At 62.4% G+C, this 18,379-nt stretch carries 10 protein-coding genes; 3 read left to right on the forward strand and 7 right to left on the reverse strand.

What is annotated here, in order from left to right:
• Nucleotides 1–22 precede the first annotated feature (22 nt).
• A complete protein-coding gene (locus KGA88_RS03910; RefSeq protein WP_223589095.1) occupies nt 23–6,556 on the reverse strand; it encodes a hypothetical protein in 6,534 nt (2,177 codons plus the stop codon).
• Nucleotides 6,557–6,954: 398 nt separating this feature from the next.
• On the opposite strand from KGA88_RS03910, the gene KGA88_RS03915 reads away from it, so the two are divergent.
• Complete coding sequence (locus tag KGA88_RS03915; protein WP_110661212.1) at nt 6,955–7,557, forward strand: class I SAM-dependent methyltransferase; 603 nt, start codon at nt 6,955–6,957, stop codon at nt 7,555–7,557.
• A gap of 340 nt (nt 7,558–7,897) precedes the next feature.
• Here the strand turns inward: KGA88_RS03915 and KGA88_RS03920 are convergent, their stop codons facing one another.
• Nucleotides 7,898–8,239 (reverse strand): DUF6124 family protein, encoded by a 342-nt coding sequence (locus tag KGA88_RS03920; protein ID WP_110661211.1) that lies wholly within the window; start codon nt 8,237–8,239, stop codon nt 7,898–7,900.
• A 129-nt stretch (nt 8,240–8,368) separates the two neighbouring features.
• On the opposite strand from KGA88_RS03920, the gene KGA88_RS03925 reads away from it, so the two are divergent.
• Nucleotides 8,369–9,016, forward strand: coding sequence for a LexA family protein (locus KGA88_RS03925; protein WP_223589097.1), 648 nt, complete (start codon nt 8,369–8,371; stop codon nt 9,014–9,016).
• Between the two features lie 39 nt (nt 9,017–9,055).
• Here KGA88_RS03925 and KGA88_RS03930 read toward each other — a convergent pair whose 3' ends face one another.
• From KGA88_RS03930 to KGA88_RS03945, 4 genes are all read right to left on the reverse strand, one after another.
• Complete coding sequence (locus KGA88_RS03930; protein ID WP_223589099.1) at nt 9,056–11,011, reverse strand: acetyl/propionyl/methylcrotonyl-CoA carboxylase subunit alpha; 1,956 nt, start codon at nt 11,009–11,011, stop codon at nt 9,056–9,058.
• Entirely contained in the window at nt 11,011–11,823 is an 813-nt protein-coding gene (locus KGA88_RS03935) for a gamma-carboxygeranoyl-CoA hydratase (protein WP_110661208.1), read from the reverse strand. Before KGA88_RS03935 ends, KGA88_RS03930 begins: the two co-directional genes overlap by 1 nt.
• 118 nt (nt 11,824–11,941) lie before the next feature.
• A complete protein-coding gene (locus tag KGA88_RS03940) occupies nt 11,942–13,549 on the reverse strand; it encodes a carboxyl transferase domain-containing protein (RefSeq protein WP_223589102.1) in 1,608 nt (535 codons plus the stop codon).
• Between the two features lie 12 nt (nt 13,550–13,561).
• The gene (locus tag KGA88_RS03945; protein ID WP_007946948.1) at nt 13,562–14,725 is read right to left on the reverse strand and encodes an isovaleryl-CoA dehydrogenase; all 1,164 of its coding nucleotides are present in this window, start codon (nt 14,723–14,725) and stop codon (nt 13,562–13,564) included.
• Between the two features lie 341 nt (nt 14,726–15,066).
• On the opposite strand from KGA88_RS03945, the gene KGA88_RS03950 reads away from it, so the two are divergent.
• Nucleotides 15,067–16,764, forward strand: a complete 1,698-nt coding sequence (locus tag KGA88_RS03950; protein WP_223589105.1) for an AMP-binding protein — start codon at nt 15,067–15,069, stop codon at nt 16,762–16,764.
• Between the two features lie 692 nt (nt 16,765–17,456).
• On the opposite strand, the gene KGA88_RS03955 is transcribed toward KGA88_RS03950, so the two are convergent.
• A complete protein-coding gene (locus KGA88_RS03955; RefSeq protein ID WP_110660233.1) occupies nt 17,457–18,356 on the reverse strand; it encodes a hydroxymethylglutaryl-CoA lyase in 900 nt (299 codons plus the stop codon).
• Nucleotides 18,357–18,379: the final 23 nt, after the last annotated feature.

Below are 18,379 nucleotides of genomic sequence, written 5' to 3' on the forward strand. Positions count from 1 at the left end.
AGTCAAGGTTTACCACTGAAACTCAGTGAATCCAAGTCTGCACGTCGGTTGCGACCAACAACTGGACGTCGCCGTCGTTGAACACGTTGTAGCTGGCGCCATCGACCGTGGTGGTTCCGGCCGCCTGCCAGTGGCCACTGTCGCCAGTGATGTTGACCGTGTCGTTATGGTCACCGTCGATGATCATCTGCACCGGTGCCGCGGCACCGCTGGCCACATCCACCTGGCCAGCCTGGCCGAGCTTGGCGACTGTCTCTGCATTGACGGTCAGTACGCTGGCCTTGCCGCCATCGGTCGACAGATCGATGGCACCCAGGGAGTGGGCATCGACTTTCGACGAATCCAGCTTGGTCAGGTCCAGGGACTGATTGCCATTGGCGTCGGTGCGGAACCAGACGTCGGCGATCGTATGGCTCTGGCCATCGCTGGTTTGGTAGCTGCTGTCCAGACCGATCAGGTTGCCATGGTTGAGCTCAGCGGTCTTGGCCACATCCAGATTGAACTGGGTGATGCCCAGCTCCTTGAGGGTGTGCATCTCGCCCTTTTCACTGACGCCATCGTTGTTGGCATCGACCCAGACTTGCAGCGCCGAGAACAACTGGTCAGCCGAGTTGAGCGCGCCGTCATGGTTGCTGTCGAGGCTGACGAGTGCTTCGAAGCCGTCCTTGGCCAACGAACCGTCCGGCAGACGGAACGAGGAACCGAACAGCTCGGAGCCATCGTTGACCTGGCCATCGCCATTGAGGTCGAGTGCCAGCAGGCCGTCACCGCCAGCGGTCCAGCCAGTGGCTTCCTTGTGGCCGTCGGCATTGAGGTCGAACTTGACGCCGTTGCTCAGGTGGGTGGTCTGCACGCCATCGCCGTTGAGGTCCAGGACCAGCGGCGTGGACAGGGCCAGCGCGTCGATCTGGGTGGCGGTCATCGCCTGCAGTTGCGCGGTGGTGAACGAATCAACCTGGGTCATCGACAGGTGCGACAGTTGCGCCGTGGTCAGGACTGCGGCTTGCGCCGTGGTCAGTGCCGCGACTTGCGCCGTGGTCAATGCCGCCATGTCGGTGGTTTCGATCGCCACGATCTGCGCGGTGGTCAGGGCCGCCACATCGGCGGTTTCCAAGGCGCTGATCTGGGTCGGCTTGAAGGCCGCGATCTGCGCCGTGGTCAGTGCCGCGGCCTGGGCAGTGGTCAACGCTACCAGCTGGGCAGACGTCAGCGCGCCGATATCGGCGGTTTCCATGGCCGCCACTTGCGTGGTGGTCAGGGCTGCAATCTGGGTCACCTTCAGCGCCGCCACTTGGGCGGTGGTCAGGGCAACTACCTGGGCGGTGGTCAGGGCCGCAGTCTGCGCGGTGGTCAGGCTGGCAGTGTCGGCCACTGTCAGCGCGGCGATGTCCGCGGTTTCAAAGGCCGCCACTTGCGTGGTGGTCAATGCCGCCGTTTGGGCGGTGGTCAAGGCCGCCACCTGAGCGGTGGTCAGGGCCACGATGTGGGCGGTAGTCAGCGCCGCTACATCGGCGGTTTCCATGGCGCTGATCTGGGCCGGTTTCAATGCGGCCACTTGTGCCGTGGTCAGTGCCGCGACCTGGGCGGTGGTCAAGGCCACCAGTTGAGCGGAAGTCAGGGCGCCAACATCGGCAGTTTCCAGGGCCGCCACTTGCGTGGTGGTCAAGGCAGCGACTTGCGCGGTGGTCAGAGCGGCCACCTGGGCGGTGGTCAACGCCACCACCTGGGCGGTGGTCAAGGCGGCCACGTCGGCGGTTTCCATGGCACTGATCTGGGTCGGTTTCAGTGCCGCCACTTGTGCTGTGGTCAGCGCTGCGACCTGAGCAGTGGTCAGGGCCACGACGCTGGCGGTGGACAGCGCGCCGACATCGGCAGTTTCCATGGCCGCCACTTGCGTGGTGGTCAGTGCAGCTACCTGGGCCGGTTTCAGCGCGGCCACCTGGGCGGTGGTGAGGGCCACGACCTGGGCGGTGGTCAGGGCAGCGGCTTGCGCGGTGGTCAGGGCAGCGATGCTGGTCGCTGGCAAGGCGGCGATGTCAGCGGTTTCGATGGCCGCCACTTGCGTGGTGGTCAAGGCTGCCACTTGCGCGGTGGTCAGTGCAGCCACCTGGGCGGTGGTCAAGGCAACTACCTGAGCCGTGGTCAAGGCGGCCACGTCGGCGGTTTCCAAGGCGCCGATCTGGGTCGGTTTCAGAGCCGCTACTTGTGCCGTGGTCAGTGCCGCGACCTGGGCAGTGGTCAAGGCTACCAGTTGGGCAGAAGTCAGGGCGCCGACATCGGCAGTTTCCATGGCTGCCACTTGCGTGGTGGTCAGGGCTGCGATCTGGGTCACCTTCAGCGCCGCCACCTGGGCGGTGGTGAGGGCCACGACCTGGGCGGTGGTCAGGGCAGCGGTCTGCGCGGTGGTCAGCGCGGCGACGCTGGCCACTGGCAAGGCTGCGATGTCAGCGGTTTCGATGGCCGCCACTTGCGTGGTGGTCAACGCAGCCACTTGTGCGGTGGTCAGAGCGGCCACCTGGGCGGTGGTCAGTGCCACGACCTGGGCGGTGGTCAGCGCCGCGACGTCGACAGTCTGCAGGGCGCTGATCTGGGTCGGTTTCAGTGCCGCCACTTGTGCCGTGGTCAGTGCCGCGACTTGGGCAGTGGTCAAGGCGACGACACCAGCGGTGGTCAATGCACCGATATCAGCGGTTTCAATGGCCGCCACTTGCGTGGTGGTCAAGGCAGCCACTTGCGCGGTCGTCAAGGCAGCCACCTGGGCGGTGCTCAACGCCACCACCTGGGCCGTGGTCAAGGCGGCCACGTCGGCGGTTTCCATGGCGCTGATCTGGGCCGGTTTCAGTGCCGCCACTTGTGCCGTGGTCAGTGCCGCCACCTGAGCGGTGGTCAGGGCCACGACGCTGGCGGTGGACAGCGCACCGATATCGGCAGTTTCCATGGCCGCCACTTGCGTGGTGGTCAGTGCAGCCACTTGGGCCGGTTTCAGCGCGGCCACCTGGGCGGTGGTGAGGGCCACGACCTGGGCGGTGGTCAGGGCAGCGGCTTGCGCGGTGGTCAGCGCAGCGATGCTGGCTGCTGGCAAGGCAGCGATGTCAGCGGTTTCGATGGCCGCCACTTGCGTGGTGGTCAAGGCTGCCACTTGCGCGGTGGTCAGTGCCGCCACCTGGGCGGTGGTCAGTGCTACCACCTGGGCGGTGGTCAAGGCGGCCACGTCGGCGGTTTCCAAGGCGCTGATCTGGGTCGGTTTCAGTGCCGCCACTTGTGCCGTGGTCAGTGCCGCGACCTGGGCAGTGGTCAGGGCTACCAGTTGGGCAGAAGTCAGGGCGCCGACATCGGCAGTTTCCATGGCTGCCACTTGCGTGGTGGTCAGTGCAGCCACTTGGGTCGGTTTCAACGCGGCCACCTGGGCGGTGGAGAGGGCCACGACCTGGGCGGTGGTCAGGGCAGCGGTCTGCGCGGTGGTCAGCGCGGCGACGCTGGCCAGTGGCAAGGCAGCGATATCAGCGGTTTCGATGGCCGCCACTTGCGTGGTGGTCAAGGCAGCGACTTGCGCGGAAGTCAGTGCTGCCACCTGGGCGGTGGTCAGGGCCACCACGTGAGCCGTGGTCAAGGCGGCCACGTCGGCGGTTTCCAGGGCGCTGATCTGGGTCGGTTTCAGAGCCGCCACTTGTGCCGTGGTCAGTGCCGCGACCTGTGCAGTGGTCAAGGCCACCAGTTGGGCAGAAGTCAGGGCGCCGACATCGGCAGTTTCCATGGCCGCCACTTGCGTGGTGGTCAGTGCAGCCACCTGGGCCGGTTTCAGCGCTGCCACCTGGGCGGTGGAGAGGGCCACGACCTGGGCGGTGGTCAGGGCAGCGGTCTGCGCGGTGGTCAGCGCGGCGACGCTGGCCGCTGGCAATGCAGCGATGTCAGCGGTTTCGATGGCCGCCACTTGCGTGGTGGTCAAGGCCGCCACTTGCGCGGTGGTCAGAGCGGCCACCTGGGCGGTGGTCAGGGCCACGACTTGGGCGGTGGTCAGCGCCGCGACATCGACAGTCTGCAGGGCGCTGATCTGGGTCGGTTTCAGTGCCGCCACTTGTGCCGTGGTCAGTGCCGCGACTTGGGCCGTGGTCAAGGCGACGACACCCGCGGTGGTCAATGCACCGATATCTGCGGTTTCGATGGCCACCACTTGTGTGGTGGTCAAGGCAGCCACTTGCGCGGTGGTCAGGGCAGCCACCTGAGCGGTGGTCAACGCCACCACCTGGGCGGTAGTCAATGCCGCCACGTCAGCGGTTTCCATAGCCGCGATTTGAACCGGAGTCAGTGCCGCGACCTGGGCGGTGGTGAGCGCCGCGACCTGGGCGGTGGTCAGGGCCACGACGCTGGCGGTGGTCAGTGCGGCGACATCGGCGGCCTGCATGGCCGCCACTTGCGTGGTGGTCAGTGCAGCGACCTGGGCCGGTTTCAACGCGGCCACCTGGGCGGTGGTGAGGGCCACGACCTGGGCGGTGGTCAGGGCAGCGGCTTGCGCGGTGGTCAGCGCGGCGACGCTGGCCACTGGCAAGGCGGCGATGTCAGCGGTTTCGATGGCCGCCACTTGCGTGGTGGTCAAGGCTGCCACTTGCGCGGTGGTCAGTGCAGCCACCTGAGCGGTGGTCAGGGCCACGACCTGGGCGGTGGTCAGCGCCGCGACGTCGACAGTCTGCAGGGCGCTGATCTGGGTCGGCTTCAGTGCCGCCACTTGTGCCGTGGTCAGCGCCGCGACCTGGGCAGTGGTCAAGGCTACCAGCTGAGCGGAAGTCAGCGCGCCAACATCGGCAGTTTCCATGGCCGCGACTTGCGTGGTGGTTAAAGCAGCCACTTGCGCGGTGGTCAGAGCGGCCACCTGGGCGGTGGTCAGGGCCACGACCTGGGCGGTGGTCAGCGCCGCGACATCGACAGTCTGCAGGGCGCTGATCTGGGGCAGTTTCAGTGCCGCCACTTGTGCGGTGGTCAGTGCCGCGACCTGAGCAGTGGTCAGGGCGACGACACCAGCGGTGGTCAATGCACCGATATCAGCGGTTTCCATGGCCGCCACTTGGGTGGTGGTCAGGGCAGCCACTTGCGCGGTGGTCAGGGCGGCCACCTGAGCGGTGGTCAGTGCCACCACCTGGGCGGTGGTCAAGGCGGCCACGTCGGCGGTTTCCATGGCACTGATCTGGGTCGGTTTCAGTGCCGCCACTTGTGCCGTGGTCAGTGCCGCGACTTGAGCGGTGGTCAGGGCGACGACGCTGGCGGTGGTCAGCGCGGCGACATCGGCAGTTTCCATGGCCGCCACTTGGGTGGTGGTCAGGGCAGCCACTTGCGCCGGTTTCAGCGCGGCCACCTGGGCGGTGGTGAGGGCCACGATCTGGGCGGTGGTCAGGGCAGCGGCCTGCGCGGTGGTCAGGGCGGCGATGCTGGTCGCTGGCAAGGCAGCAATGTCAGCGGTTTCGATGGCCGCCACTTGCGTGGTGGTCAAGGCAGCCACTTGCGCAGTGGTCAGTGCCGCCACCTGGGCGGTGGTCAGGGCCACTACTTGAACCGTGGTCAAGGCGGCCACGTCGGCGGTTTCCATGGCACTGATCTGGGTCGGCTTCAGAGCCGCCACTTGTGCCGTGGTCAATGCCGCGACTTGGGCAGTGGTCAGGGCGACGACGTCAGCGCTGGTCAGTGCGGCGACATCGGCGGCCTGCATGGCCGCCACTTGTGTGGTTGTCATTGCAGCCACTTGGGCCGGTTTCAGCGCGGCCACCTGGGCGGTGGTGAGGGCCACGATCTGGGCGGTGGTCAGTGCAGCGGTCTGCGCGGTGGTCAGCGCGGCGATGCTGGCCACTGGCAAGGCAGCGATGTCAGCGGTTTCGATGGCCGCCACCTGGGTGGTGGTCAGGGCAGCGAGCTGGGTGGTTTTCAGCGCGGCGACCTGGGCGGTGGTCAGGGCCACTACCTGAGCCGTGGTCAAGGCGGCCACGTCGGCGGTTTCCAGAGCACCGATCTGGGCCGGGGTCAGTGCGGCGACCTGGGCAGTGGTCAGTGCGGCGACCTGAGCGGTGGTCAGGGCCACGACGCTGGCGGTGGTCAGCGCGGCGACATCGACGGCCTGCATGGCCGCCACTTGCGTGGTGGTTAGCGCTGCGACTTGCGTGGTTTTCAGCGCGGCCACCTGGGCGGTGGTGAGGGCCACGACCTGTGCGGTGGTCAGCGCTGCGGTCTGGGCGGTGGTCAGGCTGGCGAGTGAGGCAACGGGCAGCGCAGCGATATCCGTCGTTTCGAAGGCAGCGACTTGCGTAGTCGTCAGCGCAGCGATCTGCGTGGTTTTCAGTGCAGTGACCTGAGCGGTGGTCAGAGCTACGACCTGCGCGGTGGTCAGTGCCGGTACCTGCACGGCCGAAAGCACGACAATGTTCGGTGTGGTGATGACCGCGATCTGCGCAGTGGTCATCTGGGCGATCTGAGCGGTGCTCAAGGCGGCAATATCCTGGGTCGCAAGCCCAGCAATGGTGGTTGTACTCAGGGCAGCGACTTGCGCTGGGGTCAACGAAGAAATAAAGCTCATGAACGCATCCTGTTTAGGGGTCATTTACGGCGCTGCCAGCGTTGTCGCCGTAGCCTTGGGCGAAAATTTGGTAGCCCTCGTGTCATTAGCGACACATTCAGTGAAAACATTAAGAATCTTTTTGGTGGCTTTTTGCCTTTTTTAAACTTTTAGTTATAAAAATACTTCGCTTTATAGGCTTGAATAGTAATGATTTGATGCTATATGGCCACTATCGTGGGTTCACGCCATTCGTTGCGAGCTGACCAAACGGCACTCCGTTGTGCTGCCATGACCTTGACCCTTGCCCAGCACTTCCCCTAGTGTGCGCGGGCGTCCGTTGGCAGGCATTGGCCAGCGGAACACGCCCCCATTTCCCCTTTTGCCATCCGGCAAGGGCCTTGATCGAGTAACTGATTGTGAAAACCTTCCTCCATGTAGGTTGCGGTCCAAAGAGCAAGAACAGCACGACCAAGGGCTTCGCCTCGGAGCAATGGCAGGAGCTGCGCTTCGATATCGATGAGAGTGTCAATCCGGACATCGTCGGCACCATGACCGATATGTCCCAGGTCAAGGACGCTTCGGTGGATGCGCTGTTCTCCAGCCACAACATCGAGCATCTCTATCCCCATGAAGTGCCGGTAGCCCTGGCGGAGTTCAAACGAGTTCTCAAGCCTGGCGGCTTCGTGATCATCACTTGCCCGGACCTGCAATCGGTGTGCGCTCTGGTGGCCGAAGACAAGCTGACCGAGGAGGCCTACCTTTCACCGGCCGGCCCGATCGCGCCCATCGACATCCTCTACGGCCATCGCCCGGCCATGGCCAACGGCAACGTGTTCATGGCGCACCGTTGCGGTTTCACCAAGAAGGTCCTGACCGGCTCCCTGCAAGCGGCCGGCTTTGACATGGTGCTGCCGATCCAGCGCGCCCATCCGGCCTATGACCTGTGGGCGGTGGCGGCACTTGCGCCAATCTCCGAGCAGGAAGTGGTGGCGATCGCCAACCAGCATTTCCCTGCCTAAGCCATGCTCACTAGCGGGCCCGGCATGCAGGGCTCGTCTTCTCTCAGCAGATATTGCGGGGGACGCATCGGGATGGCTTGTCTAATCACCAAAGCGCCGTGCAATTGATGCCTTATGGCAAATGCGAAATGCGGCGGACAAAAAAAGACCCGGCAAAAAGCCGGGTCAAAAACCGTGATTAGCCTGATGAGGAGATAGTCCAGGAGACCGACCTAAGGTCACCTGGTCCATCGACTGATCTCGCGACCAGTTGATGCAATAATAATCATTCTCGTTTGCAAGTCAAACGTTTTTACCTGCGCGATAGGAAAATTCTTTCTTTCCCTCTCGATTTACCTTCTCAAGCGTTTTCATACTTCTCCAGTGATCGATCAACCATCGCCTTGGCCATGTCGATCATGTGCACCGTCGAAAACGCCAGGTCGCGGTTTGCACCTTGCAGGTGACTGGCTGACTCGTACGCGGTGGCGGCGGCACAGCGCAACAGGTCCAAAGCATGGACCAGTGCCTCTTCGCCGCTGATATTGCGGTTAACATCAAAAAAACGCGGCTCGGCCAACTCCTCCGAAACAGCAGGTTTCAAGTAATAGTCCAGCGCGCGTTGTGCCGCCGCTGAGTCCAGGGAGGAGGTGAGGGTCGTATCGACTTGCATGTCCGGCAGGTCATTGGCGGGTGGGTTCATGGCGATGGCAAGCTCCGTGTTAGATTCAGATCCGTGAATCGATCCTAATACGAACTGTATTTGTGACCATAATTTAAATACTACAATTTGTGTTTTGATGGCCGGAGTCCCCCACGTATCGTGCCGCACATGGATAAATGGATTGAATTGGTCAAGGCCAAGATGAGTGAGCTCAAGATCACTCAAGAGATACTCGCCGAGCGCCTCGGGATGTCCCAGGGCGGCATTGGCCACTGGCTCAACAAACGTCGTGAACCCGGCATCGAAGACATGAACCGTGTACTGCGGGCGCTGGGTCTTGAGTTTCTCGAAGTGGCGCTGGTGATCCGCGAGCCGCAGGCATCAGTGGACGACGAAATCTCTCTGACACAGAAGTACAACCCGTACTTCCGCTACCCGATCAGTGACTGGCGCGAACCTGCCGAAGTGCGCGACGGCGAGGTTGCGGTATACGCAAAAGAGCGCTCTGAAGTGTCCGACTACCACGCCCGGGGCCAGGCATTCTGGTTGAGGGTGGTGGGCGATGCGATGACCGCACCCAATGGCATCAGCATCCCGGAAGGCATGTTGATCCTGGTGGACCCGGCGGTGGACGCGGTGCCTGGCAAACTGGTCATTGCCCAGTGGCCGGACAGCGCCGAAGCGACTTTTCGCAAGTTGATCGAAGAGGGCGGGCAGCGTTATCTGGTCCCGCTCAATCCGACGTATCCGAAAGCCTTGTACGCCGAAGAATGTCGAATCATCGGCGTAGTGGTTCAGGCAACAGCCAGGTTCTGATCAGATCGGTCCTCGCGATGCGTAGGACCGATCTTCACTTCACGCTTCTTCCAGTTCGACCAGCGCACTGCCTTCGCTGACCATCTCGCCTTCCTGGCAGTACAGCGCCTTGATCACCCCGGCATGGGGCGCGCGAATGCTGTGCTCCATCTTCATCGCTTCCAGTACCACCAATTGCGCCCCGGCCTCGACGGCTTGCCCGGCCTCCACCAAGACGCGCACGATGCTGCCGTTCATCGGTGCGGTGAGCCCGCCCTGATGGCTGTGGCTGGCCTCGACGGCGCTGATCGGGTCGTAGGACTCGATACGGCGCAATTCGCCATCCCACTGCAGATACACATGTTCGCCACGGCGTATGGCCCGGTGTTGACGGCGCACACCGTCGTGTTCGGTCAGCAGGTGCTCGCCCTTGAGCCGTGCGCTGTGGGCATCGATGTCGCCCAGCGTCAGCGCACGGTCCTGGCCTTCACAACTCAAGTGAAGGGTGATTTCTCTCGGCAAACCTGCACGCAGCCCGTTCGGTGCCGCCCACGGCGAACTCGGGTCATCGGTGCGGATTGCATGGGGCTGGCTTTGGGTAAACGCCTGGGCGGCGGCTTGCCAGAAATCATCGCTGAGTTCCGCTGGCGCCGGCAGCAACTGCTCCTGATAGCGCGGAATGAAGCCGGTATCGAGTTCGGCAGCGGCGAACGCCGGATGACCGATAATGCGCCGCAGGAAATTGATGTTGGTCTTCAGCCCGCCGATGGCGAATTCGTCGAGCATGCTCAGCAGGCGCAAGCGCGCCTGTTCACGGTCCACGCCCCAGGCAATCAACTTGCCGAGCATCGGGTCGTAGAATGGCGAAATCTCATCGCCTTCTTCAACGCCGCTGTCCACTCGACGCCCCGATCCCTGGGCGGATTCGCGATACAGTTCCAGACGACCGGTCGCCGGCAGGAAATCATTGCCCGGGTCTTCGGCATATAGCCGCACTTCGATCGCATGCCCTACCAGCGGCACCTGATCCTGGGTCATCGGCAAGGCTTCGCCGCGTGCCACGCGAATCTGCCAGGCCACCAGGTCGAGGCCGGTGATGGCTTCGGTGACCGGGTGTTCCACTTGCAGGCGGGTGTTCATCTCCATGAAGAAGAACTCGCCGCGCGCATCCAGCAAAAACTCCACGGTGCCGGCACCGACATAGCCAATGGCCTGGGCCGAGCGCACGGCGGCTTCGCCCATGGCGCGCCGCAGTTCCGGGCTCAGGCCCGGCGCCGGGGCTTCTTCGACGACTTTCTGGTGGCGGCGCTGAATCGAGCAGTCACGTTCGTTGAGGTACAGGCAGTTGCCGTGCTGGTCGGCGAACACCTGGATTTCCACGTGACGTGGCTTGAGCAGGTACTTCTCCACCAGCATCCGCGAATCGCCGAACGACGACTGCGCCTCGCGCTGTGCCGAGGCCAGGGCTTCGGCCAGTTGGCTGACGTCCTCGACCACTTTCATGCCTTTGCCGCCGCCACCGGCCGTGGCTTTGAGCAGCACCGGGTAGCCGATGCGTTCGCAGGCGGCGCGGAAGGTTTCCAGGTCCTGGGCTTCGCCGTGATAACCGGGCACCAACGGCACGCCGGCGGTTTCCATCAAGGCCTTGGCGGCAGACTTGCTGCCCATGGCGTCGATGGCCGAGGCGGGCGGGCCGAGGAAAATCAGGCCGGCGTTTTCGATGGCGCGGGCGAACCCGGCGTTCTCGGACAGAAAGCCATAACCTGGATGGATCGCCTGGGCACCGCTGGCCTTGGCGGCGGCGATCAGTTTGTCGATCTGCAGATAGCTGTCGGCGGCTTTGCTGCCGCCCAGGTCAACACGAATGTCGGCTTCACGGCTGTGCCGGGCGTCACGGTCGGTGGCGCTGTGCACGGCCACGGTAGTCAGGCCCAGCGCCTTGGCGGTACGCATGACCCGGCAAGCGATTTCGCCACGGTTGGCCACCAGCAGGGTGGTGATGACAGGTGCGCTCATCAACGGGGCTCCTTGGTGGTTTGTGCTTGCCAGCTTGCTGGACGTTTTTGCAGGAAGGCACGCAAGCCTTCCTGGCCTTCAGGGCTGACGCGGATGCGGGCGATGGCGTTTTCGGTGTAGCGGCGCAGTGCCGGGTTCAGCGAGCCATCGCCGACTTCGCGCAGCAAGTCCTTGCTGGCGCGCATGGCGGCGGGGCTGTTGAGCAACAGATTGTCGATCCATTGCTCGATTTTTTGCTCCAGCTCGGCAATCGGGTAACTCTCCGACAACAGACCCAGCTCCCGTGCCCGCTGCCCGCCAAAGCGCTCAGCGGTCAGGGCATAACGACGGGTGGCGCGCTCGCCAATGGCTTGCACCACGAACGGGCTGATCACCGCCGGCGCCAGGCCGATGCGCACTTCCGACAGGCAGAACTGCGCGTCATCGGCACCGATGGCCATGTCGCAGCAACTGATCAGGCCCAGCGCACCGCCAAAGGCCGCGCCTTGCACCACGGCCAGGGTCGGGACTTTGAGCTTGGCCAGGTTGTACATCAACTCCGCCAGTTCCCGGGCGTCATCGAGGTTGGTGGCGTAATCGAGTTCGGCCGATTGCTGCATCCAGGCCAGGTCGGCGCCGGCGCTGAAATGTTTGCCACGGCCGCGCACGATCAGAAATCGCAGGCTGGCATCGCTCGCGACTTTGTCGAGGGCAAGGATCAGCTCGCGGATCATTTCGGCATTGAAGGCGTTGTTCTTTTCTTCACGGCTGAGCCACAGCGTGGCAAAACCACGGGGGTCGGTCAGCAGTTCGAGGGTGTTGAAGTCGCTCATATTCGTCCGTCTCCACGGTCCTTGTGGGAGCGGGCTTGCTCGCGAAAGGGCTTTACGATTGCTACGCAATCGAACGGGAGCCAGCTCCCTCGCCACACAAGCCCGCACCCACAGAAAATCACATCCGGAACACGCCGAAGCGGCTCGGTTCGATTGGCGCGTTCAACGACGCGGACAAGGCCAGGGCCAATACGTCGCGGGTCTGGGCCGGGTCGATGACACCGTCGTCCCACAGGCGCGCGCTGGAATAGTAGGGGTGACCCTGTTCTTCGTACTGGTCGAGGATCGGTTGCTTGATCTCGGCCTCCTGCTCGGCGCTGAAACCCTGGCCACTGCGCTCGGCCTGTTCGCGCTTGACCTGCACCAGCACGCCGGCCGCCTGTTCGGCACCCATCACGCCGATGCGTGCGTTCGGCCACATCCACAGGAAGCGTGGATCGTAGGCGCGGCCACACATGCCGTAGTTGCCGGCGCCGAAGCTGCCGCCGATGATCACGGTGAACTTCGGCACCTTGGCGCAAGCTACCGCCGTCACCAGTTTCGCGCCGTGCTTGGCGATGCCGCCGGCCTCGTATTTCTGGCCGACCATGAAGCCGGTGATGTTTTGCAGGAACAGCAACGGAATGCCGCGCTGGCACGCCAGCTCGATGAAGTGCGCGCCTTTCTGCGCCGCTTCGGCAAACAGGATGCCGTTGTTGGCGAGGATCGCGATCGGGTAACCGTGCAGGTAGGCGAAACCGCAGACCAGCGTGGTCCCGAACAGCGCCTTGAACTCGTCGAACACCGAACCATCCACCAGACGCGCAATCACTTCGCGTACGTCAAACGGTTGCTTGGCGTCGGCCGGGACCACGCCGTACAACTCATCGCTGCTGTAGAGCGGGGCGATCGGCGTGCGTTGCTGGACCTCACCTTGCTTGCGCCAGTTGAGATTGGCGACGCTACGCCGTGCCAGCGCCAGCGCGTGCTCATCGCTCTCGGCGTAATGGTCGGCCACCCCGGAAATCTTGCAGTGCACATCGGCCCCGCCGAGGTCTTCGGCACTGACCACCTCACCGGTCGCGGCTTTCACCAGCGGCGGGCCGGCGAGAAAGATCGTCGCCTGTTGGCGGACCATGATCGCTTCGTCGGCCATCGCCGGTACATAGGCACCGCCAGCGGTGCAGGAACCCATGACCACGGCAATCTGCGGGATGCCCATGGCGCTCATGTTGGCCTGGTTGAAGAAGATCCGCCCGAAGTGCTCGCGGTCCGGAAACACCTCATCCTGGCGCGGCAGGTTGGCGCCGCCAGAGTCCACCAGATAGATGCACGGCAGGCGATTCTGCTGGGCGATGGTCTGGGCGCGCAGGTGCTTTTTCACGGTCAGTGGATAGTACGAGCCACCTTTTACCGTGGCGTCGTTGGCGACGATCATGCACTCGACGCCCTCCACCCGGCCGATCCCGGCAATCACGCCAGCGGCGGGGACGTCTTCGCCATAGACCTCGTAAGCCGCCAGTTGGCTGATCTCCAGAAACGGCGAACCCGGATCGAGCAAGCGGTTGATGCGCTCGCGAGGCAGCAGTTTGCCTCGCGAGGTGTGGCGTTCCTGGGCTTTCGGGCCGCCACCTTGCGCCACTTGGGCGAGCAGGGTGTGCAACGCGTCGACCTGCTTGAGCATCGCCGCGCTATTGGTGGCGAACTCCGCTGAACGGGGGTTGAGCTGGGTGTGCAGGGTAGCCATGGACAGCTCCGTTTAGCGGGTTTCGTTGAACAGTTCACGACCGATCAGCATGCGACGGATCTCACTGGTGCCGGCGCCGATTTCGTACAGCTTGGCGTCACGCAGCAGACGACCGGCCGGGAATTCGTTGATGTAGCCGTTGCCGCCGAGAATCTGGATCGCGTCGAGGGCCATTTGCGTGGCGCGTTCGGCGCTGTAGAGGATCACGCCGGCGGCGTCCTTGCGCGTGGTTTCGCCACGCTCGCAGGCCTGGGCCACCGCATACAGGTAAGCGCGGCTGGCGTTGAGCTGGGTGTACATGTCGGCGACCTTGCCCTGGATCAGCTGGAATTCACCGATGCTCTGGCCGAACTGTTTGCGGTCGTGGATGTACGGCACGATCAGGTCCATGCACGCCTGCATGATCCCGGTCGGGCCACCGGAAAGGACGACACGCTCGTAGTCGAGGCCGCTCATCAGCACTTTCACGCCGCCGTTGAGTACGCCGAGGATGTTTTCTTCCGGCACTTCGACGTCATCGAAAAACAGTTCGCAGGTGTTCGAACCGCGCATGCCGAGCTTGTCGAACTTATTGCTGCGGCTGAAGCCTTTCCAGTCGCGCTCGACGATGAAGGCGGTGATGCCGTGGGGGCCCTTTTCCAGGTCGGTCTTGGCGTAGATCACGTAGGTGTTGGCGTCCGGACCGTTGGTGATCCAGGTCTTGCTGCCGTTGAGCACGTACTTGTCGCCGCGTTTGTCGGCGCGCAGTTTCATCGAGACCACGTCGGAACCGGCGTTCGGTTCGCTCATGGCCAGGGCGCCGATGTGCTCGCCGCTGATCAGTTTCGGCAGGTATTTGGATTTCTGCTCGTGGTTGCCGTTGCGATTGATCTGGTTGACGCACAGGTTGGAGTGCGCGCCGTAGGACAGCGCCACCGAGGCCGAGCCGCGGCTGATTTCTTCCATTGCGACGACGTGAGCCAGGTAACCCAGGCCAGCGCCGCCGTACTCTTCCGGCACGGTGATGCCCAGCAGGCCCATGTCGCCGAATTTGCGCCACAGGTCGGCGGGGAACAGGTTGTCGATGTCGATCTGAGCGGCGCGCGGGGCGATCTCCTTGGCGACGAAGGACTGAACCTGATCGCGCAGCATGTCGATGGTTTCACCGAGGGCAAAATTCAGGGATGGGTAGCTCATGGGTCACCTTTTGGCTTTTTTGTCGGTTGGTGAGACTGTCAATGGGCTCTCACCTTTACGTTAACGTAAGCCTGTGACGAATGGCTGTCAATCACCCTTTACGTTAACGTCAACTTGAGCGAGAGTAGAGACAGTTCAAGATAGAACAGCGGACCCATCCTGTGGTGATGGCCTGTGGCGAGGGGGCTTGCCCCCGTTTGAGTGCGCAGCACTCACAAGATCTTCGATACATCGGAAATTTTGGGGCTGCTTCGCAACCCAGCGGGGGCAAGCCCCCTCGCCACAGGTCGCTCCCACAAGAGACCGCCGGTAGCCCATAAATAAAGACAATAGGGGTCGTCATGGATCAACCCAGTGCAAGCCCGCAACGCAGTTATACCCGTGGTTCCCAGGACAAAGCCTTGCTGGCGATGACCATTGGCCAGGCGTTCGACAACACTGTCGCACAGTATCCGACCGGAGAAGCGCTGGTCGTGCGCCACCAACAGCTGCGCTACACCTGGCGGCAATTGGCGCAGGTTGCGGACCTGCACGCCAGGGCACTGCTGGCGCTGGGACTGCAAGCAGGAGACCGTCTGGGCATCTGGGCACCGAATTGCGCCCAATGGTGTATCACTCAGATTGCCACGGCGAAAATCGGCGTGATCCTGGTCAACATAAACCCGGCCTACCGCAGTTCCGAACTCGAATACGTATTAAAGCAATCCGGTTGCCAGTGGCTGGTCTGCGCCGGGGCCTTCAAGACCTCCAACTATCACGCCATGCTGCAAGGCCTGGTACCGGAACTGGCCGAGCAGTCCATCGGCAAATTGCAGAGTGAACGCCTACCGGATTTACGCGGGGTGATCAGTCTGGACACGCAGCCGCCCAGTGGTTTCCTGCCGTGGTCGCAATTGACCGATCTGGCGGGCAGCGTGTCGGCCGAACAACTGCGCGAGCGCCAGGACAGCCTGCATTTCGACCAGGCGGTGAACATTCAGTACACCTCGGGCACCACCGGTTTCCCCAAGGGTGCAACCCTCAGTCACTACAACATTCTCAACAACGGCTACATGGTCGGCGAAAGCCTGGGCCTGACGGCAGCCGATCGCCTGGTGATCCCGGTGCCGCTGTACCACTGCTTCGGCATGGTCATGGGCAATCTCGGCTGCATCACCCATGGCAGCACCATGATTTACCCCAACGATGCATTCGATCCGCTGCTGACCCTGAGCACTGTCGCCGAAGAAAAAGCCTCGGCGCTGTACGGCGTGCCGACCATGTTCATCGCCATGCTCGATCAGCCGCAACGCGCGCAATTCGACCTGTCGAGCCTGCGCACCGGGATCATGGCGGGCGCGACCTGTCCTATCGAGGTGATGCGCCGGGTTATCAGCGAAATGCACATGAGCGAAGTGCAGATTGCCTACGGCATGACGGAAACCAGCCCGGTATCGTTGCAGACCGGTCCGTCGGACGACCTGGAACTGCGCGTGACCACCGTCGGCCGTACCCAGCCACAACTTGAAAGCAAGATCATTGACGAAGCGGGCAACCTGGTGCCGCGTGGCACCATCGGTGAGCTGTGCACTCGCGGTTACAGCGTAATGCTGGGTTACTGGAACAATCCCGAAGGCACGGCAGAAGCCATCGACCAGGCAGGGTGGATGCACACCGGTGACCTGGCGAGCATGAACGACGAGGGTTATGTATGTATTGCCGGGCGCAACAAAGACATGATCATTCGCGGCGGTGAGAACGTTTATCCACGGGAGCTGGAAGAGTTTTTCTTTACTCATCCGGCCGTTGCCGACGTGCAGGTGATCGGCATTCCATGCTCGCGCTACGGCGAAGAGATCGTCGCCTGGATCAAGTTCCACCCCGGCCACAGCGCCACCGAGCAAGAGCTGCAAGCCTGGTGCAAGGAGCGCATCGCGCACTTCAAGACGCCGCGTTACTTCAAGTTCGTGGAAGAGTTCCCGATGACGGTAACGGGCAAGATCCAGAAATTCCGCATGCGCGAGATCAGTATCGAGGAGTTGCGCATCAACAAGGCCTGACTCGTTCCCCTGTAGGAGTGAGCTTGCTCGCGAAGAACGTCAACGATAACGCGTGCAGCCTGGATAAACGCGGTGCCCTTGAGTTCTTCGCGAGCAAGCTCGCTCCTACACGGGGCGGTGGAAATCTCAAATGCCAGACAGCACAAAGGGGAGCCGAAGCTCCCCTTTAATTTGTCGTTGCGCGTGCTCTTTTTTTATTATTGAGGGTCGGTCTGTTGTTGTTTTTGGCAACCGTTGCCCTTTACCGCTGTTTTTGGCGATCCCCATTCGGGATCAAGAGCAAACGTATTTTTTTGAGCGCTGATCTACTTTCTCGCTGAGCGATCCAACCAGTTCGGGAGCTACCTGAAGGTAGTTTTATTATTCTCTGCCCGGTTGCGGGTAACTCCGAAAAGCACCCTGAAAAGCACATCTTCTCCAAAAAAATCTGTTAGCTGCGTCTCTGCCGTGTTGTTTTTGTTATGTCAGAGTCGTTACGTCTTGTTTTTATTAGGGTTGCCGCAATTTTTTTATTCTTGTTATGCGATAGATATAGCAGGAGCCGTGCCAACTTTTTAAAAGTCTTTAAAATCAATGGTTTGCGAATTTGTAGGGTTTTACGCCTCAGGCTAAACCCTACATTTTGTTTCCGTGTTACTCGCTTACGCCCACGTTTGAGTCCGTGCGGTAACACCCGGACACACTCAGCGCACTCACTGTGCGCTGCGGGCCCTGGCCACGCGGGAACCGGTAGGGCGACCCAATACTGTGCAGATCTGCTGGCCGGCGAGCATCAAGGCGTCGAGGTCGATTCCGGTGTCGATGCCCAGGCCGTTGAGCAGGTAAACCACGTCTTCGGTCGCGACGTTACCGCTGGCACCCTTGGCATAGGGGCAGCCGCCGAGACCGGCGATGGAGCTGTCGAACACCGAGATGCCTTCCAGCAGGCTGGCGTAGATGTTGGCCACGGCCTGACCGTAGGTGTCGTGGAAGTGCCCGGCGAGTTTTTCCCGGGGTACATCCTTCGATACCACTTCAAACATCTTGCGGGTTGCGCCAGCGGTGCCGGTGCCGATGGTGTCCCCCAGCGAGACCTCGTAGCAGCCCATGGCGTACAGCTCGCGGGCGACCAGGGCGACCTGCTCCGGGGCGACGTTACCTTCATAGGGACAGCCCAGCACACAAGACACATACCCGCGCACGGTAATCCCATGTTGTTTCGCGGCGTCCATGATCGGCGCGAAACGCTCCAGGCTTTCGCTGATCGAGCAGTTGATATTGCGCTGGGAAAACGCCTCGGACGCCGCGGCGAACACGGCGACTTCCTTGACTCCGGCGGCGAGGGCATCTTCAAAGCCGCGTAGATTGGGTGCGAGTGCGCCGTAGACCACACCCGGTTTGCGCTGGATCTGCGCAAAGACCTCGGCGGAACCGGCCATCTGCGGCACCCACTTGGGCGAAACGAAACTGCCGACTTCTATATAGCCGAGCCCGGCTGCAGTCAGCGCATCGACCAGTTGCACCTTGTCGGTAACACTGATGGGCTGGGCTTCGTTTTGCAGGCCGTCGCGTGGGCCGACTTCGACAATGCGTACGTGGGTGGGGAGAGGCATAAGGTTCACCTGAAGTAATGGGT

This window comes from Pseudomonas sp. A-R-19, from assembly GCF_019956575.1.
GTDB lineage: Bacteria > Pseudomonadota > Gammaproteobacteria > Pseudomonadales > Pseudomonadaceae > Aquipseudomonas.